This is a genomic window from Micromonospora sp. NPDC005252 (assembly GCF_042872475.1).
Taxonomy (GTDB): Bacteria; Actinomycetota; Actinomycetes; order Mycobacteriales; family Micromonosporaceae; genus Micromonospora.
Genome location: NZ_JBIAKN010000007.1, coordinates 349,973 through 374,445, shown reverse-complemented (window position 1 = coordinate 374,445; position 24,473 = coordinate 349,973). Strand labels below are relative to the sequence as shown.

General features: G+C 70.1%; 23 protein-coding genes, 1 tRNA gene and 2 pseudogenes. 12 read left to right on the top strand and 14 right to left on the bottom strand.

Translation table 11 applies throughout. From position 1 onward, the window contains the following. Both ACFYPH_RS22000 and ACFYPH_RS21995 read left to right on the top strand, forming a co-directional pair. Window positions 1–165: pseudogene (locus ACFYPH_RS22000) on the top strand (IS5/IS1182 family transposase); the annotation flags it as partial. Further along, window positions 156–371: pseudogene (locus tag ACFYPH_RS21995) on the top strand (hypothetical protein); the annotation flags it as partial. The pseudogenes ACFYPH_RS22000 and ACFYPH_RS21995, both read left to right, overlap by 10 nt. A gap of 1,512 nt (window positions 372–1,883) precedes the next feature. Here the strand turns inward: ACFYPH_RS21995 and ACFYPH_RS21990 are convergent. Both ACFYPH_RS21990 and ACFYPH_RS21985 read right to left on the bottom strand, forming a co-directional pair. Beyond that, on the bottom strand, window positions 1,884–2,528 hold the full coding sequence (locus tag ACFYPH_RS21990) for a hypothetical protein (RefSeq protein WP_387184210.1): 645 nt from the start codon (window positions 2,526–2,528) through the stop codon (window positions 1,884–1,886). 27 nt (window positions 2,529–2,555) lie between these two features. Next, window positions 2,556–3,518, bottom strand: coding sequence for a phospholipase A2 (locus ACFYPH_RS21985; protein ID WP_355139338.1), 963 nt, complete (start codon window positions 3,516–3,518; stop codon window positions 2,556–2,558). Between the two features lie 181 nt (window positions 3,519–3,699). On the opposite strand from ACFYPH_RS21985, the gene ACFYPH_RS21980 reads away from it, so the two are divergent. The 4 genes from ACFYPH_RS21980 to ACFYPH_RS21965 all read left to right on the top strand — a co-directional run bounded on the left by ACFYPH_RS21980 (window position 3,700) and on the right by ACFYPH_RS21965 (window position 7,510). Continuing rightward, the gene (locus ACFYPH_RS21980; protein WP_387184207.1) at window positions 3,700–4,872 is read left to right on the top strand and encodes a sensor histidine kinase; all 1,173 of its coding nucleotides are present in this window, start codon (window positions 3,700–3,702) and stop codon (window positions 4,870–4,872) included. Then, the gene (locus tag ACFYPH_RS21975; RefSeq protein ID WP_355139334.1) at window positions 4,865–5,968 is read left to right on the top strand and encodes a hypothetical protein; all 1,104 of its coding nucleotides are present in this window, start codon (window positions 4,865–4,867) and stop codon (window positions 5,966–5,968) included. The genes ACFYPH_RS21980 and ACFYPH_RS21975 overlap by 8 nt, the downstream gene beginning before the upstream one ends. Further along, window positions 5,953–6,624 (top strand): response regulator transcription factor, encoded by a 672-nt coding sequence (locus ACFYPH_RS21970; RefSeq protein WP_355139332.1) that lies wholly within the window; start codon window positions 5,953–5,955, stop codon window positions 6,622–6,624. The genes ACFYPH_RS21975 and ACFYPH_RS21970 overlap by 16 nt, the downstream gene beginning before the upstream one ends. 166 nt (window positions 6,625–6,790) lie before the next feature. Further along, entirely contained in the window at window positions 6,791–7,510 is a 720-nt protein-coding gene (locus tag ACFYPH_RS21965) for an SDR family NAD(P)-dependent oxidoreductase (RefSeq protein ID WP_387184203.1), read from the top strand. Window positions 7,511–7,782: 272 nt separating this feature from the next. Here ACFYPH_RS21965 and ACFYPH_RS21960 read toward each other — a convergent pair whose 3' ends face one another. Beyond that, window positions 7,783–11,127 carry a hypothetical protein gene (locus tag ACFYPH_RS21960; RefSeq protein WP_387184201.1) on the bottom strand — a complete coding sequence of 1,115 codons (3,345 nt, stop codon included), beginning with the start codon at window positions 11,125–11,127 and terminating at the stop codon, window positions 7,783–7,785. A gap of 660 nt (window positions 11,128–11,787) precedes the next feature. Between ACFYPH_RS21960 and ACFYPH_RS21955 the strand changes: the two genes are divergently transcribed. After that, the gene (locus tag ACFYPH_RS21955) at window positions 11,788–11,919 is read left to right on the top strand and encodes a hypothetical protein (RefSeq protein WP_387184199.1); all 132 of its coding nucleotides are present in this window, start codon (window positions 11,788–11,790) and stop codon (window positions 11,917–11,919) included. Between the two features lie 15 nt (window positions 11,920–11,934). Next, window positions 11,935–12,732 (top strand): aminoglycoside phosphotransferase, encoded by a 798-nt coding sequence (locus ACFYPH_RS21950; RefSeq protein WP_387184196.1) that lies wholly within the window; start codon window positions 11,935–11,937, stop codon window positions 12,730–12,732. 233 nt (window positions 12,733–12,965) lie between these two features. On the opposite strand, the gene ACFYPH_RS21945 is transcribed toward ACFYPH_RS21950, so the two are convergent. Both ACFYPH_RS21945 and ACFYPH_RS21940 read right to left on the bottom strand, forming a co-directional pair. After that, window positions 12,966–13,037, bottom strand: a tRNA-Val gene (locus ACFYPH_RS21945). A gap of 50 nt (window positions 13,038–13,087) precedes the next feature. Beyond that, on the bottom strand, window positions 13,088–13,645 hold the full coding sequence (locus tag ACFYPH_RS21940; protein WP_387184244.1) for a PGPGW domain-containing protein: 558 nt from the start codon (window positions 13,643–13,645) through the stop codon (window positions 13,088–13,090). A gap of 294 nt (window positions 13,646–13,939) precedes the next feature. On the opposite strand from ACFYPH_RS21940, the gene ACFYPH_RS21935 reads away from it, so the two are divergent. Further along, window positions 13,940–14,371 carry an SsgA family sporulation/cell division regulator gene (locus ACFYPH_RS21935; protein ID WP_007457244.1) on the top strand — a complete coding sequence of 144 codons (432 nt, stop codon included), beginning with the start codon at window positions 13,940–13,942 and terminating at the stop codon, window positions 14,369–14,371. A gap of 113 nt (window positions 14,372–14,484) precedes the next feature. Here ACFYPH_RS21935 and ACFYPH_RS21930 read toward each other — a convergent pair whose 3' ends face one another. Further along, the gene (locus ACFYPH_RS21930) at window positions 14,485–15,261 is read right to left on the bottom strand and encodes an SDR family oxidoreductase (protein WP_354863051.1); all 777 of its coding nucleotides are present in this window, start codon (window positions 15,259–15,261) and stop codon (window positions 14,485–14,487) included. 189 nt (window positions 15,262–15,450) lie between these two features. Between ACFYPH_RS21930 and ACFYPH_RS21925 the strand changes: the two genes are divergently transcribed. Both ACFYPH_RS21925 and ACFYPH_RS21920 read left to right on the top strand, forming a co-directional pair. After that, window positions 15,451–16,443, top strand: a complete 993-nt coding sequence (locus tag ACFYPH_RS21925; RefSeq protein ID WP_354863050.1) for an AraC family transcriptional regulator — start codon at window positions 15,451–15,453, stop codon at window positions 16,441–16,443. A 7-nt stretch (window positions 16,444–16,450) separates the two neighbouring features. Next, window positions 16,451–16,906 (top strand): Rrf2 family transcriptional regulator, encoded by a 456-nt coding sequence (locus tag ACFYPH_RS21920; protein ID WP_007457237.1) that lies wholly within the window; start codon window positions 16,451–16,453, stop codon window positions 16,904–16,906. A 6-nt stretch (window positions 16,907–16,912) separates the two neighbouring features. Here ACFYPH_RS21920 and ACFYPH_RS21915 read toward each other — a convergent pair whose 3' ends face one another. The 6 genes from ACFYPH_RS21915 to ACFYPH_RS21890 are packed head-to-tail and all read right to left on the bottom strand — an operon-like array spanning window position 16,913 to window position 22,234. Continuing rightward, entirely contained in the window at window positions 16,913–17,524 is a 612-nt protein-coding gene (locus ACFYPH_RS21915) for a malonic semialdehyde reductase (RefSeq protein WP_387184192.1), read from the bottom strand. Beyond that, window positions 17,521–18,081, bottom strand: coding sequence for a flavin reductase family protein (locus ACFYPH_RS21910; RefSeq protein ID WP_387184189.1), 561 nt, complete (start codon window positions 18,079–18,081; stop codon window positions 17,521–17,523). The genes ACFYPH_RS21915 and ACFYPH_RS21910 overlap by 4 nt, the downstream gene beginning before the upstream one ends. Beyond that, entirely contained in the window at window positions 18,078–19,412 is a 1,335-nt protein-coding gene (locus ACFYPH_RS21905; RefSeq protein ID WP_387184186.1) for an LLM class flavin-dependent oxidoreductase, read from the bottom strand. Before ACFYPH_RS21905 ends, ACFYPH_RS21910 begins: the two co-directional genes overlap by 4 nt. Window positions 19,413–19,423: 11 nt before the next feature. Next, complete coding sequence (locus ACFYPH_RS21900) at window positions 19,424–20,290, bottom strand: ABC transporter permease (RefSeq protein WP_387184183.1); 867 nt, start codon at window positions 20,288–20,290, stop codon at window positions 19,424–19,426. Further along, on the bottom strand, window positions 20,283–21,212 hold the full coding sequence (locus ACFYPH_RS21895) for an ABC transporter ATP-binding protein (protein ID WP_387184181.1): 930 nt from the start codon (window positions 21,210–21,212) through the stop codon (window positions 20,283–20,285). Before ACFYPH_RS21895 ends, ACFYPH_RS21900 begins: the two co-directional genes overlap by 8 nt. Then, the gene (locus ACFYPH_RS21890; protein ID WP_387184178.1) at window positions 21,209–22,234 is read right to left on the bottom strand and encodes an ABC transporter substrate-binding protein; all 1,026 of its coding nucleotides are present in this window, start codon (window positions 22,232–22,234) and stop codon (window positions 21,209–21,211) included. Before ACFYPH_RS21890 ends, ACFYPH_RS21895 begins: the two co-directional genes overlap by 4 nt. Window positions 22,235–22,695: 461 nt before the next feature. Here ACFYPH_RS21890 and ACFYPH_RS21885 point away from each other — a divergent pair, with 461 nt between their 5' ends. Next, window positions 22,696–22,875 carry a DUF4236 domain-containing protein gene (locus tag ACFYPH_RS21885; RefSeq protein ID WP_030333600.1) on the top strand — a complete coding sequence of 60 codons (180 nt, stop codon included), beginning with the start codon at window positions 22,696–22,698 and terminating at the stop codon, window positions 22,873–22,875. Window positions 22,876–23,019: 144 nt separating this feature from the next. On the opposite strand, the gene ACFYPH_RS21880 is transcribed toward ACFYPH_RS21885, so the two are convergent. Further along, window positions 23,020–23,910: a hypothetical protein gene (locus ACFYPH_RS21880; protein ID WP_387184176.1), complete on the bottom strand. Its 891-nt coding sequence runs from the start codon at window positions 23,908–23,910 to the stop codon at window positions 23,020–23,022. Between the two features lie 25 nt (window positions 23,911–23,935). Beyond that, window positions 23,936–24,457, bottom strand: a complete 522-nt coding sequence (locus ACFYPH_RS21875) for a VOC family protein (RefSeq protein WP_355139314.1) — start codon at window positions 24,455–24,457, stop codon at window positions 23,936–23,938. Window positions 24,458–24,473 lie beyond the last annotated feature (16 nt).

Below are 24,473 nucleotides of genomic sequence, written 5' to 3'. Positions count from 1 at the left end.
CCCGACGTCTACCGCCTGCGCCACGCCGTGGAATGCGGCATCAACCAGCTCAAACAACACCGCGCCATGGCCACCAGATACGACAAACTCGCCGTGCGCTACGAAGCCACCCTCACCATCGCCGCTATCAACCAATGGCTTCGTGCCCTACGAAACACGGCCTAGGCGGGGACGACACGATCTGGCCGGTCGTGGAGGTCCTCGAACAGGCTGCCTTCGACGAGCGCCCCTTTGACGTCGGCGTCATCAACGTTCACTCCGCCAACCCGGCGGGTGCCGCAAAACTCGCTCAGGTCCTGCGACGCTGGGGCTATCGCGTCCGCGTCGCGTCGGACTCCACGGATGTCGGCTATCTCGACGGCCCCGCGTGAACCGACCGGCACGAACGCCCGCCCAAGGGCTGTCACGCTCGGACGGCGCAAGATCAGCGCACGTCGAGTCCACCCCATCACCGAGGATCGTCGTCCTGCTGAAGGAGGAGTGCTGCGGCGGCTATAACCTGAAAGACGTTGCTGATATGGCGGCCACGGCCGGTGGCCGAGTCGTTGTGCTGGGAGGATGGCCGGCAGGCCCGACCTGGCAGGCTATCTGCACGACCCCTTGCGCCCCGAAGGGCCTGGACCTCGACTGTGTGTCTTGGACCAGGTGACGGCGACCGACCTGCTCGCCGTCATCGTCCGCCCCAACCCAGCACCGCCCGCCCGCCTCAAGATCCATCCGTGCCGCACGAGGCACCACCGAAGACCCGGCTGCCGCGGCAAGCGACCCGAGGCGAGCCTCGCAGCCGGCCCGATGCTGCCACTCGGCGGCTTCGCCTACGCGTCCTGGGCGAGCCCACCCTTTTCGTCGATGGCGAACCCCTCACCATCCGCCGCAGCGCCGCCCTCCAGATCCTCATCTTTCTGGCCACCAACCACCCCACCCGCGCTCACACCGCACAGCTGGCCGATGCGATTTGGCCGGGTGTCCCCCGCCGGTCTCTCACCGGACGGCTCTACACCACCCTCAGCGACCTCCGCACTGCCATCCGGGAGGCCAGCGGGCTGCACGTCATCGAACATACCGACGACCGCTATCGCCTCAACCCGACTCACCTAAACGTCGACTTGTGGGGTCTGCGAGCCGCCATTCATCACGCCGCCCCTGCCGTCACCAACACCACCGCTGCCTGGCAAGCAGTCGTTGGCGCCTACCCCGCGGGACTGCCCCCGGACGCACCTGGCCATAGCTCGACCCCGTCCGCGAAGCGATCCGGCGGCATGTCATCGACGCCTGCGCCGCCCTTGCCGACGTTGAACCTGACCTGCAGCGCGGCCTTGCCGTGTTGCAGGCGGGCCTCCGCATCGACCCGCATAACGCAGACCTACACGCCCGCGGTCGCAGGGCGCTCACCGCGACCACGAAGCGGCCACCGAACTGCAGGGCCGCTACCTGCGCCTCCTGTCGGAGGCAGGGCTCGACGACGATGTCCCCGATCGGCTCCCGAGCAGGGCCAGCAACGCAACCAGCGTCAGTCGGCAATAGCCCGGCTCACGTAACCTGAACCTCGGTCCTTCTGTTACCGACAGTTACGGTCGGTAGCTTGTCATCGATTTGCGGATCTTGACGCTGAGGTGCCTAAACGCCGCTACACGGTGATCAAGGCTTATCATCGATCGTCAGCCCTCTCAAGGGGTTTTCGGGGGGCACCTCTGACCCCAGCACACGTCGTTCGACCGCACCACGCGGCCATTTTCGGGCACCTGTGGTGGTTCGCACACCTGTTTGCACCCGATCAGCTCTGTACACCCGGACGGGCACCCTGGCGGCCCTGACTTGTGGCACCCGCGCTCGCAGCTGGCTTGGCGCCGGGTGGGCCGCCAGGCGAACCGTTCGGGCAGTGATCAGCGCCGGGCGACCGGCGTGGCCTTGCCACGGATCCAGTCCGCCCCGACGAGGTGGATCTGGTCCTCGTCGGCCGGCGGGCGCCCGTCCCCGCAGACGATCTTCGCGTCGTGGTCGGTGATGACGTCGGCGGCCGGGCTGTAGACGTCGCGCTTGAGGAAGGTGAAAAACGTCGCCTGGTTCAGCACGACCGGTTCCGGTCGGCCGGTCCAGCCCGCCCACACTACGGTGACCTGGTACTTCTTGCCGGGCTCGCGGGGTTCGACCTTGGCCCACACCATGCCGTAACCGACGCCGTGCACGCCGAACTCGCAGTGGGCGGTGCGGACCCCGGTCTCCTGGACCTGCATGGCGGCCAGGATGAGCAGCACCCCGAGTACACCGGTGATCGAGGTGGTACGCCGGAAGCCCCGGGGGCGCTGTTGCTGTCGGCGCCACCGCACGCCGAGGTTGATCAGCCAGACCAGCGCGGCCGACGAGCACACCAGAAGCGCCATCCCGAGTGAGCTGTTGATCTCGTAGGGCAGCGCGGGCCGGAACACCATGACAGCGACGGCGAGCACCACACCGGCCAGGCCCAGCACGGTGCCGAGGGTGTCCCCGCCACCGTGTGGCGCCGGGCTGCTGCCGGTGTGGGTGGTCATATCTCGTTCTCCGCAGCTCGGTGGCGGTCAGCAGACCGGGACGTAGTTGTCGAAGTACGGCGTGCCCCGCAGGCTGCCGGAGGTGCTTCCGTTGTTGTAAAAGGCGTCGGCGGAGGCCCAATAGGTGTTGTTCCACGGACTCGATGCGATGCGGTACCAGGCCGTGTTGCCGTCGGCGACGCGGAAGCCATCGGCCCGGCAGGCGACCTGCACCGTGGTTCCGGCCGAAATCGCTGGGCCGGGGGAGCCGCCCGCGTTCTGCCGGTTCGTCCAGGTATGGGTCACGCTGCCGGTGGTCTCCGCGAACGTGGCCGGCGCGGCTGGCTCGGATGGCTCGGCCGGCGCCTGCTGTGCGACGGGCTGGTCAAGCGGCCTGCTCCAGTCGCTTAGGTTCCGGACGACGGCGTACATGCCATCAGCCTCCTTGAAGCAGGCCTGCAGGTTCGCGTACTGCGTCCAATCGCTGAAGCGGTAGTTGCAGATCGACTTCATCTCCGCGCGGAACCGGTCGTCGATCCATCGACGGGTGTTCTCGTCACGCCCGAGCGTCAGGCTCTTGCCGTAGTTGCGGTAGCCGAAGTCGTGTTGCTGGCAGGCCGGGTGGAACAGCTTGCGCCAGCTCTCCGGCGTGGGCCTGCTGCAGCTGTCGGTGTCCCAGTCAAACTGGTTGTACGGCACCGGCTTCCGGCACTTGTCGATGTTGTCCAGCGTCCCGCAACCCGCGGCGAAGAAGTTCGTCTTACGCTCGGCGAACTGCCGGTTGCCCAGCAGCATCGTCTCCTTGGCATAGCGGACCTGCTCAGCACGCTGAGCGGCGGTAACGGCCTCGGCGGAGGAGGCGGGCATCACTGCCAACGCCAGAGTGCCCGCGGTCAACAGGGCCGCCAGCCGACGCCTGGTGAGTCGCGTCGTACCGCGCGGTTCCCGATGGCGGTCCGCTGTGGCCCGCCAAGACCTGTCATTCATGAGATCGTTCCCTTCAGCGGTCATTCGACGGCTCCCGAGCGACCGTGCCATCGGGGAGCCGGGCGGCCTCACCCCCTCGCGGGCCGCCGAATCGAGTGTGATCGCCGCAGTGGCTCTCCGGCGTCCTGCGTTCACCCCACACAATGGTGTGAACCGCGCCGATACCGTTGGCCCGCACACGTTTGCTGACGACGGGTGGGCTCTGATGCCGTACGTCCGACATGATCTGGTTGCAGAAACCGCGCGACTCGCCCGCTCCGGTGACGCGGTCGAGAGCCTTCGTGCAGCTGGCCGCCGGTACGCCGCCATGATCAGAATAGTCACGCTACCGATCACCGCAGTGGTCGCGATAGCCGCCGCTGAGTCGCCGCAGATGCGATATGCCTGCGCCGCCGCCTCGCTGGTGCTCGCGGGCTGGAGCGTCTTTTACGCCCGCCAGGTCTTCCGCCACCCGCCACGCTGGGTCACCGCAGTGGATGCGAGCGCGCTGGCGGCGCTGGCTCTCGCCACGCCCTGGCTTGTCTCGGCAAGCTGGTTGAGCAGCGGAAAGTCATGGATTGTGCCGTTCTGCACTTTCGCCTGTGTGGCGTATCAGTATTACGAAGGGAGGATTTCCGGCAGTCTTGCCGGCCTCGTCGTCATCATGGGCATGGTTGTCGGGACGGTCACCGGGCGCCCCGAGGGTTCAGTGATCGACGGTGTGATCACGGCGTGCTGGGCAGTGGTCGTCACGGGCCTGGCCCGGTTGCTCTGGACGCTGGTCCACCGGGGTGGCGAGCTGGCCGACCAGACGATCGCCGAGGCGGAGACCGCACGGCGGGAGAGCCGGATCGCCGCGCTGGTGCGCGCCGACGAGCAGGCCTCCAACCGAGACCTGCACGATCACCCGGCGACGACACTGTTGATGGTCGGCCTGGGTTTGGCCGATCCCAGGATCGGCGAGCAAGCAGAACGTGATCTAGCGGTGCTGCGCCGGCCGGCCGACGAACGGCCGCCGGCCCGGAGCGATCTGTGCGGCCTGCTCGCGGTTGCCTGCGACGAAGCGCGGCTTCCGGTCACCCGCACCGGGGCTGAGCAGCTGATTGTGCCGACGAACGCTGCGCGAGCCATGACCAACGCGACGATTGAGGCGCTGACCAACGTCAGACGGCATTCCGGTGCGGGGTCAGCCGAGGTACATGTCGCCGAGGACGGGGGCATCGTGATCGTCGAGATCCGGGATGAGGGCCACGGTTTCGATCCGGAGCGGGTACTGACGACCCGGCGCGGTGTCCGAGAGTCGATTCGCGGCCGGATGGCCGAGATCGGCGGGTGCGCCGCCATTGAGTCGGAGCTCCGACGCGGCACCACCGTTCGTCTGCGGTGGACCCATGCTTGAGCAAGGACACCTTGCGGAGATCACGCGGCGGCTGCAACACGGCCTGCGGATCGCCGTGGTGACCATCGCCGCGGTCGTTTTGATCTTGCCGCTGAGTTTCGCGCGCAACCTCGATCGCTACCACCCGCTATGGCCGCAGATCATCGCATACGCCGTCTTGAGCGCTGTGGTCGTCGCCGAGGCAATGCTCGCCGCCCGGCGTCGCGGCTGGTCCCGCTGGCGGTGGCCGGCACTCGCCGTGGTCCTCGCAGCCGACGTGCTGGCTCGCGCCTTTCTGGCCCCCGGTGCCGCGGTCACGTCGGCGGACTGGATTTTCGGGGCGCTCGGGTGGATGGGTGTAATCCTGCTGCTGGACCGGCCGCTCGGCTACCTAGCGGCTTTCCTCGGCATGCACGAGGCGGTGACGCTCGCCGCGATCCTGCTGCCCGGGGCCGGCACCCGCGACGTCCTACTCAACTTCGTCGCTGGCTCGCTGGGCACCATCGGGTATCCGCTGGCCAGCGGAATCGCGGCAGTCGCGCTACGCGGGGTGGCCCAGGTAGCGGCCCAGGCCACCTATGAGACGGAGGAGAGGCGTACGGCCGAGGAGAGCTCGGAGCGCATCCACAGGAACCGCCAGGCGCGCCTCGCCGCGCTGGACGAATCTGCGGGCCGCCTGCTGCAAGGGCTGGCCGACGGCACGCTGGATCCCGCGGATCAGCAGGTAATGCAAGAGTGCACGATCGAAGCCGCACGCATGCGCCGGCTCTTCGCCGAGGCCGATACCCCCGCCGAGCCGCTCAAGCACCTCCTGGAACAGGCCTCCGACGTCGCCGCGCGCCGAGGGGTGAAGGTCGACCTGATCACGGTGGGCAGCTGGCCGGACCCACCGCCGGAAATCCGCCGGTCGCTCACCGACGCCGTGATCCCCACCATCACCGCGGCGTGGTCCGAGGCCCGGATCGTCGTAATTTGCATCGGCGGTGTTCTGTCCGTCAGCGTCCGAGCCGACTGCAGCATCATGGAATCGTTCCCGGCCACGGATCCGGCAGTGCGGGTCACTGCCACCTCGGATGACGACTCGACCTGGGTGGAAGCACAATGGGCGACCGGTTGACGACCGCTGTACTGATCGAGGACCACGCCGGGATGCGTGAGGGCATCCAGAAGTGGTGCTCGGAGGCCGACCCCCCAATTGATCTGGTCGAGGCGGGCGGCCAAGTAGCCCTGGCCTGGACCGAGCCCGGCCGCAGCGCCGACGTGGTCATCCTTGACCTCCTCGTCGAGGGAAAGGACCAGTTCGACACGATCACCCGGCTCGCCGAGTCCAGACGGCATGTGGTGGTGTACACGATGTACGAGGGCGAGGAGACAGCGGTGCAGTGCATCGACCGCGGCGCCCTGGCGTACATCGCCAAGAGCGAGGAGAAGGACCACCTGATCCGGGCCGTGCGCGCAGCCGCGATCGGCGAGACCTACACCACGCCGAAGCTGGGCGGCGCGATTCTGGTCGACCCCAAACAGCCCCGGTTGTCCGAGCAGGAGAAGAAGGCATTGTTGCTCTGGTTGCAGCTGGGCTCGAAAGCCGAGGTCTCCCGCAAGATGTTCGTGTCCGAAAGTACTGTCGACAAATACATCACCCGCGTCAGGATCAAATACGCCTACGTCGGCCGGCCTGCCTCGACGAAGTCCGAGTTGACCGTCCGCGCGATCAAAGACGGCCTGATCACGGTCGAGGAACTGGAAGCGCTCCTCGACCGTCGCGACACCTGACCGCCCTGACGCGCCACACCATGCCGGGTGCCGGCGTCAGTCTTTGCGACGTCTAGATCGCCGCTCGCCACACGGACCAAAGCGAGCGACTCTGCCGAAGAGCGGATGTCTGATCTTGGCAAGTTCCTGTTGACCTCAACCAGAGTTCAGATGCTTCACTTCGGCCATGAATCTTGACGGCCTGCGCGTCGCCATCACCGGTGCCGCACGTGACACCGGGCGACTACTGGCCGAAGCCTTCGCCAAGCGCGGTGCACAGATCTTTCTCTCGGCCCGCGACGTGGCTGCGGCCGAGCATGTCGCGGATGCGATCAGCCAGCGGGGGCCAGGTCGGGCTGATGCATTTCACTGCGACCTCGCCGTACCGGAGTCGGTGCGCGCGTTCGCCACTGCCGTGGCCGAACGGACGAAGCGCCTCGATGTGCTGATCAACAATGGCGCCCCATACGTCGAAGGTGATGACCTGGGAGACGTCTCGGACGACAAGATCGAAAGCGTGATGGCTGCGGGCGGGACCGGCACCATGTTGTTGACCAAAAATTTGCTGCCGCTGCTACGAGCGTCGTCGCGGCCCGACATCGTCAACATGATCTCCGCATGCGGTCAGGTGGGGCACCGCCGCTCGGGTGCACATCCCGCGTTCTATGCCGCTAAGCATGCCCACGCCGGGCTCGCTGAGATCCTGTCAAACCGGCTCCGGCCAGAAGGGATCCGGGTAATCTCACTGTTTCCGCCGGACTTCGTTCAGGACGGGCCCCGACAGGTAAACAGCGACCTCACGGCGCGATCGGTCATCGACTGCGTGCTTTTCGCGGTCGGCCAACCACGAGACTGTTTCATTCGCGAGTTCCACTTCGAGCAGGTTCGGCGGGCGTCCACACCCTGACCGCTCACTGCGCGAAGCAGCCCGAGCCCGGTCGAGGGCCCGGCAGAGATTCGCCCTTGAGACTGTCACCGTCTGAACTAAGGTCAGGTGCGCGGATCTGCCGCAGACAACGCGCGACCTACGACCGGCGCCGGTCATGGTGTGTGAAGTGGCGCGCAGGCCAAACGCAGCGGCTTGACGCATGTCGACGATCGATGTGTTCGCAGCGATCCGCCGTGACGGACGCGGGCGCAGGCGACCCGGTCGCAGCGGCAGTGCGCGCCCGCGATTGGCTAGCCAGTGGGCTGGGTGTCGGTCTCAGCGGGCATCCGCTTCCGGGAGACGCAGGTACGAACGCTTCTTCGGGGGTCGCTGGCCAGGGCATCAAGCACCGCAAGTGCGGTCTCGTTGCGGATGTGGACCTCAGCATGATCACGGATAGCGCGGGCCAGGTTGCGCCGCACGCGGTAGTCGTCGTCCCGGGCGAGCCGGACCGCGGCTGCGGGGGACAGCACGGCCGGGTTCTGCGCCCACCGTACGGCCGCAAGTGCCCGTACTGCCGGGATCGGGTGAACCGCGCAATGCTCGAGGTTGAGCGTCGTCGCGGCCGCGGGAGTCAGGAACAGGGCGCGGACGGCCCGCCACCGGCTGGGCTCGTCAGCCGTCTGCAGCAGGGCGATGCCGATCTGCTCGATCTCGGCGCGCCGGGCATCGCCGGTGGCGAGCCGAGCCGCGCATTCCAGAGCACGATCCGTCAGCGTCACGCCGCGCCGGAAGAAGTCGTCGACCAGATGGTCGTCGTGCTCACCGCGCGCCATGTGCAGGACCGGCGGGAGCAGGCCATCGCGGGTTTGCTCGTCGAGGTGGGGAGCGAGCACGGTCAGCCCGGCTAGGCCGTCGTACCGGCTCGACGCGGTTTCCCTGACGTCCGCAGCCATATCCAGCATGGCCTGCGCCACCTGTCGACGGGTTGCCGGGTCGAGGACCGAGGCGAGCAGCGCCGTGTGCTGGGACCCGGCGTACACGGCTATCACGCCCGGATGATGAGCCCTGGGAAGCAGGTATCGGGTTACTCGTTGCTGTGCGAGCGTCGTGACCGGTGCGGTGTCCAGACCGGCGAGGATCAGCGCCAGGCAGGCATGCTCGTTGGTGGCCGCGGCAGGACCGAGCAGTTCCTCGGTGATCTTGCTGTTCGCGCTGAGAACCTCGATGCCCTCCTGCAGGATGATCTCCGCCATCTGCTGGTCGGCGAGCAGGGCGCGCAGCAGCAGCACCACGGCCTCCCGCCGCCGGCCCGCGATAGAGATGAGGATCTTCGTGACGGCCTTGTCGCTGAACCGGTAGTGGTCGGGGTCGCGGTCGATGAGCGGGTCGAGAATCACGAGCAGCGAGTCCACCTGCTGGTCGCTCAGACAGCCGCCGAGGGCGGCCAGCGCGTCGAACGCCGCCAGCCGGGCCGACGGGCCGGCGATCGGCTCGGCACGGTGCCCGGCGACCTCACTGATGGCGGCATCCGCCCACTCGCGTGCCTGCTCGTCGGTGATCAGATCGGAGGCGGCCGCGACCGCGGCGTACGCGGCGGCGCGGCCCGCCTCGACCGCGGTGAGCAGGTCCACGCCGAGGTCGGCGGGCACTTCGGGAAGTGTTCGCGCGGCGGCTGCGGCCTGCCTATCCGATCCGGCCCGAACGAAGCAGGTAACGGCCGAGCGCGGATCTTCCGCCCGTTCGTACAGCGTGCCGAGCGCCGCGACGGCCTCGCGCTCCTCGGCCAGGTAGCCGCGCACGACGGCTTGCCATCGCCAGCGGCGGGCCTGCTGGACGGCTTCGCGGGGCTTGTCCTTGCTCAGCATTGCGCTCATGGCGAGCTCGGCGGTGTGCGGCGATCCGGGAAGCCGGCTGGGCGTGGCGTTCGCGCGCAACGCTTGGGCAAGAGGGTGCTCGTCATCGTCCCCGGCGACGTCGCCGTACCAGTACCGCACGATCCGCGCGGCGTAGAGCCAGTCGGCGGCCTCGTCGAACAATTTCGCGACACAGGCGCGCTCGACGGCCAGCACGTACTGTGCCTGCGCGCCGGCACCGTCGCCGTTGAGCGCGAGAAAACGGCCGTACCGGGCATGCGCCCAGGCCGTCATCGCCCCGCCGTGCCGGCGATGAATCTCGGGCAGCAGCGGCGCCCAATTCCCGGTGGCGTCGGCGACGCACATCAAAATCCGCGCGCCGCACCGTCGTGACGCAGCCTCGCCTTGACGGGCGGCTGCCCGGGCGATCGACTCGAGCGTGGTGGCGCGCTGTGCCACCAGCGTGGGCCTGCCATCCGCGATGGCCTCCTCGCACAGCAGCGCCGCCGCCCGCTCACGGTACGGATCTGCGTCCTGAGCGGCGTCGAAGGCCTTGATCAGCCCGTCGAGATCGGCGCCCTTCGCGACCCCGACGGCGGCGCCGGCGAGCGCGACGACCCGTTGCGCTGCCTGTCCGAGCGCACGCGGGGAACCAGGCTGCCGCCCGTCCTGGAGGGCAAACCCGGCTTGCCACGGCTGCACCGCGTCGAGGTGTTCCCACGCCAGAGCTGCCCGGCAGATGCCCGCGTCGTCTGCGGCCCCGGACCGTTGCCGGGCATCCGCCTCACGCCGGCGCATGATCACGGCGTGCGGAAGCATGCCATGCTCCTCCAGCCGCTCTGCGATCTGGGCGAACAGCTGCGCCGCGGCCGGGTCCGCAGCTTCGTACCGGCGTTCGGCCTCGTCGCGGACTCCCTCCAGCTCGAGCGCGGCGATCGGACCACGAACCACCGCATCGGCGTCGAGCTCCGCGAAGCCGGTCGCGGCGGCGTCCGGGTCCGACGTCCGCATGCCGAGCCCACGTCGGCGCAGATGGCGGCGCACGGTGCCGGCGTCGGCAATGCCGGCCACCACACCCCATCCTTGGGCCAGGGCGGTCAGGTGCTCGAACAGGTCGACCGGCTTGACCGCCAGCGTCTGCGCGATCGGCCCGAGACGATCGAGGGCGGCGCGGTACTCCGCCCCGTCGGTGCTGTCGCTCACGCACCAGACGTGCAGCGCCGACAGGAACGCATGCGCCGAGAAGTCCACCCCGCCCAGGTCGGGCGCCTGTTCGGCGAACGCCGCCGCGACCGCCTTGCGCACGTGAGCCCAGCGGTTGCGCACATTCTGGTTCGTGACATCGCGGACGAGCAGCTCGGCAAAACGGTCGTGCGTCGTGTGCCCACGAGCCAGCTCGCTCAATGCCGCGAGCTGCGACAACGCCTCCGGATCACCTTGCGCCACGACCCCGAGGGCGAGGTCGCCGCGAGCCACCTCGTCGCCGCGGCGATGAAGCTGGTGCAGTGACTGCGTCACCACCTCGACGAACGGCGGGTCCGCGCCGGTGACCATGAGGCTGCGTTTGACCTGGAACTCTATGCACAACGGATGAGGCCCAGGTTCGGCGGTCAGCACGATGTCGTCGAGCAGATGACCGTGCACCCGTTGCTGAAGGCCCACCGCAACCAGCGGTACCACGAGACCTGGCGGGTGCGTGCCGGTCAGCAGGTGACTGTAGACGATCGCGGCGACCCGGTACTCGAAGTGCGTGCCGGCCCCGCCGGTGGACGCCGGTGAGACCGGCTTCTTCACCGTCATGACCCAAACCGTGATGCGCCGGAACACTTTGCCTCGGCCGGACGTCGGGGCCACCCGCCGTGGCTGGCCCGCGCTCGGTCAGGCCACCGGCATCGCCTACGTGTCTTCATCCCCCCGCCTCGGCTGGTTCGGCGCACATCGACGTGCTGCCCCGGGCGATGACGCTAGCAAGGAAAGCGTGCCCAGCGACATAAGCATCCGTACGGATGACGGGCGAGAATGTGCTTCCGGTTAAGGCGCCCGCGATCAGGCCGACAACGTCGCCACGGAGAGGACACAGGCTTGCTGCTGACGTTCGGCTACCACCGAGTTGCCCGCAAGGACCGCGACTTGCCCAGACCCAGGTTGAGGCACATGGGCCAACCGTCGACAGAAAGGACGACGGCTCCCCCACCTCCCATCGTGAGCTGCCAGCCCAGTGCTTTGGTGGGAACCAGCGCTGGCTCCCGCAGCCGCATCGGCCGATCGGGGAACACGTTCACGATCGCCGCGCCTTGTCAGCTGCGGCCCGCCTGGTTGAGATAGTCGGCGGCGTGGTCGCCATCGCTGCTGTGTGCGGCTGTCTGGCATGCCGCCCTGCAGATCAGCGAGCCCTACACCGTCGCCTGCAAACAGATCGCGGGCCACTACGTGCACCACCGGCCGATCCTGACCGGGGCCATGCAGGACGGCACCGCCATCACCTACACACTCGCGGCGCTGCACGCGACCGGCTACCGGGTCGGCATGGAATTCTGGGGCGGCGAGGCCGAGTCCTGCTGTCCGCCGAATCCGCCTCAGCCGGGCACGTAGCAGAGGGGAGATCCGATGCGTAGCGACTGGACCGCTCTGCCGGAGAGTGTCACAGCAGGGATCTCCGAACGGGTCGGCGGAACCTTTGACGTCACCTCGGCTTCCAGTGGCAACCACGCCGAGATCGCCTCGACGGTGACCGGACCCGCCGGGCGGATCTTCGTCAAGGCTGCCTCCGGCGAGCTGAGCGTTCGGTCGCTGCGCTACGAACTCGCGGCCACCCGAGCCATCGACCGGCACCCGCCCGCGGTCCTGTGGCAGTTCGAATCCGATGGCTGGCTGGTGGTGGGGACCGAACATCTTGCCGGTCCCCACCCCGACCTGTCACCCGGCAGTAGGGACCTCGATCTGCTCCTCGCCGCGCTGAAAGCACTTCAAGAGACGCCTGCGCCTGGCGAGATGTGGTTCACCCCGGCAGCCCGGCTCGGGTTCGCGCACCCGGCGATGAATGGCGAGACACTTATCCACTCCGACGTCAACCCGGCCAACTTGATCGTGACGCCACTCGGCCTACGGATCGTCGACTGGGCGTGGGCAACCAAGGCCGCCGCATGGGTCGAACTCGCGCTGCTCGTCCAGTGGCTGATCGGCAGCGGCCACAGCGCGGAACAGGCAGAAGAGTGGCTAACCCAGCTTCCCGCATGGACGGCGACCGACCGTCAGGTCCTGGACCACTTCGCGTCGAAGAACGCAGCAAAGTGGGCCGTCAAGTCCCGGCAGAGCGCCGCGCTCTGGGTACACGACCTCGCCTTGTGGACCGGCGAATGGGCCAACCATCGGACCTACGGCCGCCAGTCAACCCATGAGCCATAACCGGGGCCACCCTCTCGCCGCGCGGCACCGGCAGCGATCGGCCCAACTCCTCAACTAGCCAGCAGGCCCGCTCGGGACCGCACATCAGGTCACTCAACCGAACAGGTCCATGGCGGCCCGAACAGAAAACCAGCCGCGCTGCTCCCAATCTGCTCCCAATGTAAGCGGCACATACGGTGAAGCCCGTTACCGACTCATTCGGTAACGGGCTTCTGACCTGCACAAACTGAGAGTGGGCGATGCTGGTATCGAACCAGCGACCTCTTCGGTGTGAACGAAGCGCTCTCCCACTGAGCTAATCGCCCTCAGCGCCACTGACTCTACCCGATCGTGGAACCAGACCGGAAATCCGGGGTCAGTGCGTCGCGAGGTACTGCATCGCCTCGGCCACCACGTCGATGCCGAAGCTGAGCTTGAGTGAGAGCCAGACCACAACGCCGACGAAGACCAGGCCGACGATGCCGAGCACGAAGCGCAGCGGCAGCGACTGTCGCGTCACCCACTGTGTCCAACCGTGCACGTGCCGGCGGGTGAAGCCGAGCAGTCGGCGGGCCCAGTGGTATTCGACGGCCCAGATGCCGAGGCCGGCGATGACCAGCAGCCAGCCCGGCCCGGGTAGCGGGATCAGGGCGATGCCGATGGTGACCACCAGCGCGCCGGCGATCGAGATGAAGATCTTGAGGGCGATCCGGCCGGTGGGGTTGGCGCGGATCAGGTCGAGGGTGGTCGAGATGCGGTCCCGCCAGCGTGGGCGTCGCGGGGGCTCGCCGACGACGAGGACGCCGCCGGTACGGCCCGTGTCGGGCGTCGACCGTCCGGGTCGCTCGGGTTGCTCCATCGACACGTCGTACCCCCGCTTTTCGGCTGCTCGGACCGCGACTTTCGGCGGACCGGACGCGGCCACCGGATCCACTGAGGATCGGTTCGTGACCATTTCACCCCCCAGTGTCGCTCGGGCCCGTCACTGCAACGGCCGACTGGACGTTACCGGAGTAAGTCGACGACTGAGCCACCCGACGCCGGGCGGAATCACGCACTGGGCAGAACCGGAAATCCTACATGAATGCTCACATTCACGCGGCCTTTCCGTCCCCCTTCCCACCACTGGGTGAAGTCAGCGTATGGCGGAGCGTAGCCAGGAGTAGCACCTGAGTATGGGAAAAGCGGGACACGCGCGTTCCGCAGCGGTGCCGGGGGGAGAACGTCCATGAGTGTCATCCGACCGACGACCGTAGAGGTCGAGACGTCGCTAAGGCTCGTCGCACCTGACGCCACCGCCTTGCCGGTGCGTGCCAGTCTGCGTTACGACCCTGCTGACCCGTATGCGGTCCATGTCCTGTTCCATGCCGAATCGGCCGGGGGCGAGGCGGTGAGCTGGTCGTTCGCGCGCGAACTTCTGGTCACCGGCCTGGACGAGCCGGCGGGCATCGGCGATGTGCGGGTCTGGCCCTGGGCCACACCACGGGGCGACTTCGTCGCGCTGGCCCTCTCGTCACCGGACGGCAACGCCCTCTTCGAGGTGCCGCGCAGCGTCCTGGTGCGTTTCCTTCGACGGACGTACGTCGTCGTCCCGCGCGGCCGCGAGGCCGAGCACCTGGACGTCGACACGGCGGTGAACCGGCTGCTCGCCGGTCGCTGAGCACCGCCCGAACGGGCAACACCGGCCAGACAGGGCCGCGCGGATCTGCCGAGTCCGCGCGGCCCTGGCACACCCGGGGGTACGCGGGCAGCCCGACCGGGGGTCGCCGGCGCTCAGCCGTGGGTGGTGATGCCGCCGTCGACGGGGATGACCGCGCCGGTGAGGTACGCGCCAGCCCGCGAGGAGAGGTAGATGGCGGTGCCGGCCATGTCCTCGGGGCGCCCGATGCGGCCAAGCGGCACCTGCTGCTCGATGGCGGTCCTGCTCGCCGGGTCGTTGAGGGCGAACGCCATCATCTTGCTCTCGAAGGGGCCGGGCGCGATCGCGTTGACGGTGATCTGCTCGCCGGCCAGTTGGTGGGCGAGGCTGCGGGTGAGCATGTGCACGGCCGCCTTGGTGGCCGAGTACGCGTACACCTCCATGAACGGCACCCGGATGCCGTCGATGGACCCGATGTTGATCACGCGGGCGGGGTCATCGGCGCTGGCTGCGGCGCGCAGCGCCGGCAGCAGCGCGGTGGTGAGCCGGAAGACGGCCTTGACGTTGACCGCCCAGAGCTTGTCGAACGCGGCCTCCGGGTAGCTCTCCAGCGGAGCGCCCCAGGTGGCGCCGGCGTTGTTGACCAGCACGTCGAGACGGTCGATGCGCTCGCGGACGGCGGCGGCGAGGGTCTCGGCGCCCGCGTCGGTGCCCAGGTCGGCGGGGATCGCCTCGCAGTGGCCCTCGGCGGAGAGTTCCTTGGCGACCGTCTCGCAGACGTCCGCCTTGCGGGACGAGATGATCACGCGGGCGCCGGCTCGGACGAAGCCCTGGGCGATCATCAGCCCGATCCCCCGCGACCCGCCGGTGACCAGGACCGTCTTGCCTTCGACCGAGAACAGCTGCGTCATGCCCATCCCATCGCGTGTCGGCGGGTCCGCCGGGCGGTCGGGCGGACGGCGGGCGCCAGGCGGCCACGGACCGCACAGCGCTACCGCCGGGTAACGTAGCCCGGCCGCGGGGATCGTCACAAGCCTCGGCGCCGCCGCGCACGTTGATCGGGATGCGGTGACCTGCGGTTCGGGCTACCGTCGCAGACGATGGTCTCCACCGATCCCTCCCCCGCGCCATCGATCGGAACGGCGTCACCCGTACCCGACGAGATTTCCACGTTCGCGCTGGCCGACCTGGCCGGTGACCCCGGCTGGCGGCGGCCGGTGTTCGTCGAGCGGGAGCTGTTGATCCTCACCACCCGGGGTCACGGCGACGCCGAGCTGGACTTCCACCTGTTGCCGTGCCGACCCGGCACGCTGCTGCGGGTCCGCGCCGGTCAGGTGCTGCGCTGCGCCGGCCCACAGTTCGACGCGACGGTGGTCGGCTGGACCGCCGACGCGCTGCACGGCCTGGCCGTCGACCCGGACGCCCCGCAGACCTGGCGGCAGTTGGCCGGCGAGGACGAGGACGCGGTGATCAACGAGGTGAGCCAGTTGGCGGTGGACTGCCAGCGGCACGGCGGCGCCCCCGCCGGTCGTGCGCTGCTGCGCCACCAGCTCGCCGTGCTGCTGCTGCGGCTGACGCTGCCCGGTATGGCCCGGTCCGGGCACCGGCCGGAGGTCGAGACGTTCCAGCGATTCTGCCGGGAGGTCGAGCACGGCTACCAGGTGACCCGGCGGGTCGAGGACTATGCCGCCGCGCTCGGCTGCTCGGTGCGGACCCTGACCCGCGCCTGCCTGGCCGTGACCGGTCGCAGCGCCAAACAGGTCATCGACGAGCGGGTCGCGTTGCAGGCCGCCCGGCTGCTCGCCGCGAGCGACGAACCGATCGCCCAGATCGGCCGTCAGCTCGGCTTCACCGAGCCCACCAACTTCGGCCGGTTCTTCACCCGTGAGATCGGGGTCAGCCCGGGCGCGTTCCGCGCCGCCCGCGATCAGCCGGCCACCGGGCGGGTCGTCCGACCCCGACCGGCGGTCGAACCGACGGGCGCCAACAGCGGGCGGTTCCGCTCCGGCGCCGCCGTCGAACCGGCCAACGGCGGTCACGCCACGCGGTCCGGGAAGCCCACCGGGTCGGGCGGCGGGATCGGGCGGGCATGATGGCGGGGTGCAGATCTCCGCGCGCGGCGACTACGCGGTACGGGCGGCGCTGAGCCTCGCGACCGCGTACCCCTCGCTGTTGTCCACCCAGGCCATCGCCGCCGAGCAGGACATGCCCCGCAAGTTCCTGGAGGCGGTCCTGGCCGATCTGCGCCGGGCCGGCATCGTGCGCGCCCAGCGCGGCGCCGAGGGTGGCTACACCCTCGCCCGTCCGCCCCGCGAGGTGACCGTCGGCGCGGTGCTGCGCGCGGTGGAGGGCCCCCTCGCGGGCGTCCGCGGCTTGCGGCCGGAGGAGACCCGCTACGAGGGCGCGGCGGAGAACCTGCCCGGCCTGTGGGTGGCGGTCCGCGCCGCCGTGCGGCGGGTCGTCGACGAGGTGAGCCTCGCCGAGATCGTCAGCGGTCGGCTGCCCGCACACGTCCGCAAGCTCACCGCCCTGCCCGACGCGTGGGAGCCGCGCTGACCCTGGTCACAGGGTGTGGATGACGTCGGCCGTGGGCAGCCGGGGCAGCCGCTCGCGCCAGGCGTCCGGGCCGGGGTGGCCGACGTTCAGCAGCAGCAGTGCCTCGTGCCGCCCGTCGGGAAAGAACTCCCGGGTCACCCGGGCGGCGTCGAACCCGGCCATCGGTCCGGCGGCCAGCCCCGCGGCGCGTACGCCCACCAGCAGGTAGCCGATCTGCAGGGTGGCGTTGAAGCGGGCCTGTTCGGCGCGCGCCGCCCGGTCGGCGAGCCAGTCGCGGGCCTGCGGGCGGTGCGGGTACAGCTCGGGCAGCCGCTCGTGAAAGCCCACGTCGGCGGCGAGCACCGCCACCAGCGGCGCGCTGGCCGTCTTCGCCCGGTTGCTCGACGAGACGTACGGCAGCAGCCGGGCCCGCGACTCCGGCGAGCGCAGCAGCAGCACCCGCAGCGGCTGGCCGTTGTACGCCGTCGGTCCGTACCGGATGAGGTCGTGGATCGCCGCGACCTGGGCGTCGGTGACCGGCTCGTCGGTGAACGTGTTGGCCGTGCGGGCCGCCCGGAACAGCAGGTCCTGGGCGGCCCGGTCCAGCACGAGCAGGTCCGCCGCGACGGGCGCGCTCACACCGGGACCGCTGTGGTGTAGCCACCCCGGTGGTGCACCAGCGGCGTGCCGTCGCCGCCGTCGCTCAGGGCGAGCGGTTCGGCGATCACCAGCGTGTGGTCGCCGGCCGGGACGCGGTGCACCACCCGGCAGAGCAGCCGGGCCAGCACCCCGCTCAGCAGCGGCACCCCGAACGGGCCGGATGTCCAGTCCGGGTAGGCGGCGAACCGGTCGATGCCGCTGGTGGCGAAGACCGTCGCGGCTTCCCGCTGCCCCGCGGCCAGCAGGTGGACCGCGACGTGCTCGGCGCGGGCCAGCACCGGCCAGCTCGACGACGCCACGCCGAGGCAGAACGAGACGAGCGGCGGATCCAACGAGACCGAGGTGAACGAGGTGGCGGTGAACCCGGCCCGGATCGGTGCGCCGATCCCGCCCAGGCAGGCGGGGTCGGTGGAGCGGGCCACCGCGGTGACCACGGTGACGCTGGTCGCCTGCCGGCGCAGCAACGCGCGGAACAGGTCCCGGTCCACCGGTCGCAGCTCGGTCGCGTCCGTGGCCGGACGCTCCACCGTGGTCACGCCGGCACCAGGGTCGGCGCGGCGTACGAGCTGGCCGGTCGGGGCAGGCCGTAGTGCTCGCGCAGGGTCGCGCCGGTGTACTCGGTGCGGAACAGCCCTCGCGCGCGCAGCACCGGCACCACGTGGTCGACGAAGTCGGCGAGCCCTCCGGGCAGGTGCGGCGGCATGATGTTGAACCCGTCGGCGGCGCCCTGGGTGAACCACAGCTCGATCTGGTCGGCGATCTGCTCCGGGGTGCCGGCGACCACGCGGTGACCCCGACCACCGCCGAGCCGACCGATGAGCTGCCGGACGGTGAGCTTCTCCCGACGGGCCAGGTCGGTGACGAGCCGGTAGCGGCTCTGGTGGGCCTGCACGGTGCCGGCGTCCGGCAGGTCGGGCAGCGGGGAGTCCAGCGGCAGGCCGGTGAGGTCGATGCCGAGCATCCCGGAGAGCTGGGCGAGGGCGTAGTCGGGGACGATCAGCTCCTCCAGCTCGGCGGCGAGCGCCCGCGCCTCGGCCTCGGTGCCGCCGATCACGGGCGCGATGCCGGGCAGCACCTTCACCAGATCCGGGTCCCGGCCGGCGGCGGTGACCTGCCGACGCAGCTCGGCGTAGAAGCCCTGCCCGTCGGCGAGGGTCTGCTGGGCGGTGAAGACGGCCTCGGCGTACCGGGCGGCGAAGGCGATCCCGTCCGGCGACGAGCCGGCCTGCACGAGCAGCGGTCGGCCCTGCGGCCCGCGGGGGATGTTGAGCGGGCCGCGGACCTGGAACTCCGGCCCGCGGTGGGCCACCTCGTGCACGCGGTCGGTGTCGGCGAAGATCCCGCCGGAGGTGTCGAAGACCAGCGCGTCGTCCTCCCAGCTGTCCCAGAGCTTGATCGCCACGTCGACGAACTCGGCGGCCCGCCGGTACCGGTCGGCGTGCGGGGGGTGGCTGTCCCGGTTGAAGTTGACCGCCTCCCGCTCCTGGGCGGAGGTGACGATGTTCCAGCCGACCCGGCCACCGCTGAGATGGTCCAGCGAGGCGAACTTGCGGGCGACGTGGAACGGCTCGTTGTAGGTGGTGGAGACGGTCGCGATGAGACCGATGTGCTCGGTCACCGCGGCCAGCGAGGCCAGCAGGGTCAGCGGCTCGAAGACGGCCTGGATGTTGTGCCGGGGGTTCGGCCCGACCGAGAGCCCGTCGGCGAGGAACAGCGAGTCGAGGGTGCCGCGCTCGGCGATGCGGGCCAGCTCCTGGAAGTGCCGCACGTCGGTGACCCGGCGGGGGTCGGTGCGGGGGTGCCGCCAGGCGGCCTCGTGGTGGCCGACGCCCATCAGGAACGCGTTGAGGTGCAGGGTGCGGGTCATGGGTTTCTGTCCTATCCGGCGGAGACGTCGACGCGCCAGGTGGAGAAGCGGCGTTCGAGGGCGACGAGGAGTTGGTTGACGACCAGGCCGATGGCGGAGATCGTGATGATCCCGGAGTACATGTCGGGGATCGCGAAGTTGTACTGCGCGTAGTTGATGAGGTAGCCGAGGCCGGCCTTCGCGCCGACCATCTCGGCCGCGACGAGCACCAGGATCGAGTACGCCCCGGCCAGCCGGACGCCGGTGAAGATGGTCGGCACCGCCGCCGGCAGGATCACCTTCTGGAACAGCCGCAGATGGTTGAGCCCCATCGAGCGGGCCGAGCGGATCAGCAGCGGGTCGACGCCCTTCACACCGGCGATGGTGTTGAGCAGGATCGGCCAGGAGCACGCGTACAGCACCAGGGCGATCTTGGAGGTCTCGCCCAGGCCGAGGATGAGCACGAACACCGGCAGCAGGGCCAGCGCGGCGGTGTTGCGGAACACCTCCAGCAGCGGGCTGAGCAGCTCCGCGAGGGGCCGGTACCAGCCGATCAGCAGCCCGAGCGGGATCGCGGTGAGCACGGCCAGGCCCAGCCCGGCCAGTGACCGGGTCATGCTCGCGCCGACGTGCTCGGCGAGCTGCCCGCTGCGCAGCAGCTCCCACCAGGCCACCAGCACCTCCGACAGCGGCGGCAGGAAAACCCGGTCGACCAGACCGAGCCGGGGTGCGCCCTCCCAGACGGCGGCCAGCGCGACGATCGCGACGCTGCGGTGCAGCACCCTTGCGCCGAGGCCGAGCAACCGACCGGTCCAGCCGGGTGCGGCGGGCGCGGCCACCGCGTCGAGCACGGCCGTTGGGGCCGTCAGCCGGGTGGGACGTTCGACGATGTCAACCAACGCGGGCCTCCTCGGGGTCAGCCGCCGCCGGCGCCCCGCGCCGCGCGTCGGCGCCGGCGACGACGAGGGTACGACCACCGACCGCTCCGGTGTGGGCGGTGCGGCTGCCCGCGGCGCCTTCGGCGGCCTGTGCGGCGCGTACCTCGTCGCGCAGCAGCGTCCAGATCTGGTGCCGGTGGTGGCGGAACGCGTCGGTGGAGCGCACGTCCTCGACGGCGTCCCGGTCACCGAGGTCGATGTCGATGACCTGCTTGACCCGACCGGGTCGGGAGGTCAGCACCGCGACCCGCTGGCCGAGGTGCACGGCCTCGTCGATGCCGTGGGTGATGAACACGATGGTCTTGCCGGTGCGCGCCCAGATGCGCACCAGTTCGTCCTGCAACGAGTCGCGGGTCTGCGCGTCCAGCGCGGCGAACGGCTCGTCCATGAGCAGCACGTCCGGGTCGTACGCGAGGCTGCGGGCGATGGCGACCCGCTGTTTCATGCCGCCGGACAGCTCGTGCGGGTAGCGATCGGCGAAGCCGCTCAGGCCCACCAGGTCCAGGTGGTACGCGATCTTCTCGGCGCGTTCCGCGCGCGGCACGCCCTTGGCCTCCAGCCCGAACGCCACGTTGCCGGCGGCGGTGCGCCACGGCAGCAGCGCGTACTGCTGGAAGACGATGCCCCGGTCCAGGCCGGGGCCGGTGACCGGCCGGCCGTCGACGAGCACCTGACCGCTGGTCGGTGCGATGAGCCCGCCGAGCAGGTCGAGCAGGGTGGACTTGCCGCAACCGCTGGGGCCGACGACGACGAGGAACTCGCCGGGGCGTACCCCGAGGGTCACCTGGTCCAGCGCGGTCACCGCGCCGGCCGTCCCCCGCCGGGTGGCGCGGACCGGGAAGGATTTGCTCACCCGGTCGAAGAGGATCTTGTCGGTGCTCACGCGTTCCCTCCGTCCACGAAGGGGTTGAACCGGTTGGTGAAGATGTCGGACGGCTTGGGCCGCTCGCCCTTCAGCTCGCCCTCGGCGGCGAGCCAGTCGATCCAGGTGCCGAACTCCTGCTCGCTGATCACCCCGCCGCGCCCGGCGACGCCGCTGCTCTTCCAGTACGCGACGAGCGACGGATCCTCGTTGCGGCCGCGCTTGGCGATGATGTCGCGCATCCGGGCGACCACGGTCTCCCGGGGCTGCGTGCGGGCCCACTCGATGGCCTTGCCGACTCCGGTCACGAACGCCTTGACGGTCTCCGGGTTGCGCTTCATGAAGTCGTCGCGGAAGACGTACGTGCCGGCGCTGAACGCGCCGAGCAGCTCGTAGTCGGTGACGATGGTGCGGAGGCCACCGCCCGCGATCGCCTTGTCCCGGATGACCCCGCCGAGCACCGCGACGTCGATCTGCTTCTGCCGCAACGACTGCTCGGTGTTGACCGGTGGCAGGGCGACCAGCTCGACCTGCTTGACCTCGGCGGGGGTGAGCCCGCCGCGAGCCAGCCAGGTCTTGAGCACCGCCTCGGCGTGGGCGCCGAGAGTGTTCATGCCGACCTTCTTGCCGATCAGGTCACGAGGGTTGCGGATCGGGCTGCCGTCGAGCACGTAGTAGCCCTGGAAGGTCTGCGCGTCGGAGCCGTAGTAGCTGACGACGGCGGTGATCGGGGCGTTGGCGGCGGCGAGTTTGACGATCGCGCCGTTGAACGCGCCGCCGAAGTCGCTCTGGCCGGTGGCGGTGGCCTGGATGTCCTGTGGGCCGCCGGTGACGTTGCCGATCCAGGTGAGCTTCACGTCGCCGAGGTAGCCGAGGTCGGCGGCGAGTTCGGGGAGGGTGACTTGGCCGACCGAACCCTGGTAGCGCAGCTCGGTGGCCTGCCCGGCCTCGGCGTCGCCGCCGCAGCCGGCCACGCCGGTGAGCAGGGTCAACGCGGCGGCGGCCGCGAGGCTACGCAGAAGGGCACGACGGGGTGGGGACATGGGAGGTCTCCTGATCTGTCCACGATGGGAGCGGGGTACGCCCGGATGCGAGGCGTGAAGGCACGCCGCTCCGCGGTGAGCGGGCGAGCGGTGAGAGTGCGGCGACTGAGCCGAGCCGGGGAGAACCGGTCAGCTCAACAGAGCGCGCTCGCGTGCCGGACCAGGTCGACGTGCACGCAAGCGATGAGGAGGAGCTCATCCCGCTGCGACATGACCTCATGCTGCAACCGGTGGGAGCGACCGGTCAACGGTCTTCCAGAAGGTGAGACTTTCATCGCTGGCGATGTTACAAAGCGCCCCTAGCTGCGTTTACCGCCGCGCAACACCTATCTGTTTGATAGAGATTGCCGGGTCGTGCCGCGCCACCGTCCACCCGGGACGACGAGGGGGTTTCGGAATTCGCCCGTTCGGGAATGTTCGATCTCGACACGGCAGGGAACGGTGACGAGGGGAGACCTCCGATGGGCCTCATGTTTCGCAAGCGCAAGAAGTACGGACCGATCATCCTGAACTTCACCGAGAACGGCTTCTCCTCGTGGAGCATCAAGATCGGCCGCTGGTCCTGGAACTCGAAGGCCCGGGCGCACCGCGTCGACCTGCCGGGTCCGCTGTCCTGGAAGCAGGACAAGTCCCGGTCGTAGCGTCCCGGGAGTCGAGCGGGGTGCCGGTGATTCACCGGCACCCCGCTCGGCGTCCACCCGCCCCACCCGCACCTCGTCGATCTTGCGGAATCCCCGGTAGGCCGGGGCAGAAACAGCACGATCACGGAGGGACAGGGGTGCGCCTCAGCGCGTGGGCGTGATGATCTCGTCGCCGGCGAGGCGGCCGCTGTCGCGTTCGCGGCGTACGTCGCCCGTCTCGACCAGGTTGGCGAGCGCCCGGTTGGCGTCCGCGGCACGGTAGACGGTCGCGGTGAGAGTGTGCCGGCGCAGCTCGGTGACCGGCCGTGGGCCGCCCCGGCGCAGCTCGGCCAGCAGCTCCCCGGCCAGCGGGTCCAGGGCCGGGTCCCCGGCCACGTCCACCGGCGGGGCCGTCGGGTCGGCGGGGTCGCGGTAGCGCACACCGAATTCCGCCCCGACCGTCCAGAGCGCGTCGCGGAGCGCCTCCAGACTCCGGTCCGAACGGCTACCGAAGGCGACCACGCCGGCCGCCGCGCCATCCGGCAGCACCGGCGCCACCTCGGCGACCAGCGGGAAGCCAGCGGCGACGAGGGCCGCACGGGTGACGCCACCGGCGTGCAGCAGTACCTCGCCGGTGCGGCCGTTGGCGGCGGCGCCGAGCAGGTGCGGGGGCACCTCGCCGGGCAGGTCCAGGAAGCAGAACAGCGGCGACCCGGCCGCGCCGGCCGCCTTCACCGCCACCGGCAGCCGGTCCGGACCGCCGGGCAGCAGGTGCACGGTCACCGCGGCAGGCAACTCCGCCTCGATCGGCCCGAGCCGGGCCGGCAGGTCGGCGGCGCCGTCGGCCAGCACCAGCACCGTCACCTGTCGACCGCGCACCTGGGCGGCGTGGCCGGCGACCACCCGCAGCACCGCCTCCGCTGCGCCGCCGTCGGCGCCGGCCCAGGCCAGCGCGACGGTTGCCCGCCGGGAGCGGTGCAGGGCGGCGGGCAGCCAGGTCGTCACCTGACGGACCAGCAGCTCACGAAGGAAGTCGGTGGTCCGGTTGGTCGGCATCGGTCCGTTCTACCCTATGGCCGGCTCAGGCCGGCACGGAGATCCCCACACCACCGCGGGTCTGCCCGCCGTAGCGCTGCCGCTCGGCGTCCAGGTCGAGCCGGCCGATGCGCTTGCGGGCGGCCAGGGCGGTGTCGTCGAGCAGGTCGGCCGGGATCAGCCAGACCACCTCGAACTCCAGACCGTCCGGGTCCTGGCCGTAGAGGCTCTTGGTGGTGCCGTGGTCGGACGCGCCGACCAGCGCCCCGGCGGCGGTGAGGCGCTCGGCGGTGGCGGCCAGCTCGTCGAGGGTGTCGACCTCCCACGCCAGGTGGTAGAGCCCGACGGTGGCCCGGCCGGCGGTGGACCGGCCGGCGGCCGCGCCGATCTCGAACAGGCCGAGGTCGTGGTCGTTGGTGGAGTCGGGGGCCTGGAGGAAGGTGGCGCCCCGGAAGCCGTCCGGGGTCATCGCCACCGGGCGGAAGCCCAGCACGTCGCGGTAGAAGGCGACGCTGCGGGCGAGGTCACTGACGTAGAGGACCGCGTGGTTGAGCCGGTGGATACCCATGACCCCAGGCTAGCGC

What these genes read in the sequence shown, in the direction of transcription:
- ACFYPH_RS21990 (WP_387184210.1), bottom strand. Translation starts at nt 2,528, where the DNA reads ATGACCACCCACACCGGCAGCAGCCCGGCGCCACACGGTGGCGGGGAC.
- ACFYPH_RS21985 (WP_355139338.1), bottom strand. Translation starts at nt 3,518, where the DNA reads ATGACCGCTGAAGGGAACGATCTCATGAATGACAGGTCTTGGCGGGCC.
- ACFYPH_RS21980 (WP_387184207.1), top strand. Translation starts at nt 3,700, where the DNA reads ATGCCGTACGTCCGACATGATCTGGTTGCAGAAACCGCGCGACTCGCC.
- ACFYPH_RS21975 (WP_355139334.1), top strand. Translation starts at nt 4,865, where the DNA reads ATGCTTGAGCAAGGACACCTTGCGGAGATCACGCGGCGGCTGCAACAC.
- ACFYPH_RS21970 (WP_355139332.1), top strand. Translation starts at nt 5,953, where the DNA reads ATGGGCGACCGGTTGACGACCGCTGTACTGATCGAGGACCACGCCGGG.
- ACFYPH_RS21965 (WP_387184203.1), top strand. Translation starts at nt 6,791, where the DNA reads ATGAATCTTGACGGCCTGCGCGTCGCCATCACCGGTGCCGCACGTGAC.
- ACFYPH_RS21960 (WP_387184201.1), bottom strand. Translation starts at nt 11,127, where the DNA reads ATGACGGTGAAGAAGCCGGTCTCACCGGCGTCCACCGGCGGGGCCGGC.
- ACFYPH_RS21955 (WP_387184199.1), top strand. Translation starts at nt 11,788, where the DNA reads ATGCAGGACGGCACCGCCATCACCTACACACTCGCGGCGCTGCACGCG.
- ACFYPH_RS21950 (WP_387184196.1), top strand. Translation starts at nt 11,935, where the DNA reads ATGCGTAGCGACTGGACCGCTCTGCCGGAGAGTGTCACAGCAGGGATC.
- ACFYPH_RS21935 (WP_007457244.1), top strand. Translation starts at nt 13,940, where the DNA reads ATGAGTGTCATCCGACCGACGACCGTAGAGGTCGAGACGTCGCTAAGG.
- ACFYPH_RS21930 (WP_354863051.1), bottom strand. Translation starts at nt 15,261, where the DNA reads ATGACGCAGCTGTTCTCGGTCGAAGGCAAGACGGTCCTGGTCACCGGC.
- ACFYPH_RS21925 (WP_354863050.1), top strand. Translation starts at nt 15,451, where the DNA reads ATGGTCTCCACCGATCCCTCCCCCGCGCCATCGATCGGAACGGCGTCA.
- ACFYPH_RS21905 (WP_387184186.1), bottom strand. Translation starts at nt 19,412, where the DNA reads ATGACCCGCACCCTGCACCTCAACGCGTTCCTGATGGGCGTCGGCCAC.
- ACFYPH_RS21890 (WP_387184178.1), bottom strand. Translation starts at nt 22,234, where the DNA reads ATGTCCCCACCCCGTCGTGCCCTTCTGCGTAGCCTCGCGGCCGCCGCC.
- ACFYPH_RS21885 (WP_030333600.1), top strand. Translation starts at nt 22,696, where the DNA reads ATGGGCCTCATGTTTCGCAAGCGCAAGAAGTACGGACCGATCATCCTG.
- ACFYPH_RS21880 (WP_387184176.1), bottom strand. Translation starts at nt 23,910, where the DNA reads ATGCCGACCAACCGGACCACCGACTTCCTTCGTGAGCTGCTGGTCCGT.
- ACFYPH_RS21875 (WP_355139314.1), bottom strand. Translation starts at nt 24,457, where the DNA reads ATGGGTATCCACCGGCTCAACCACGCGGTCCTCTACGTCAGTGACCTC.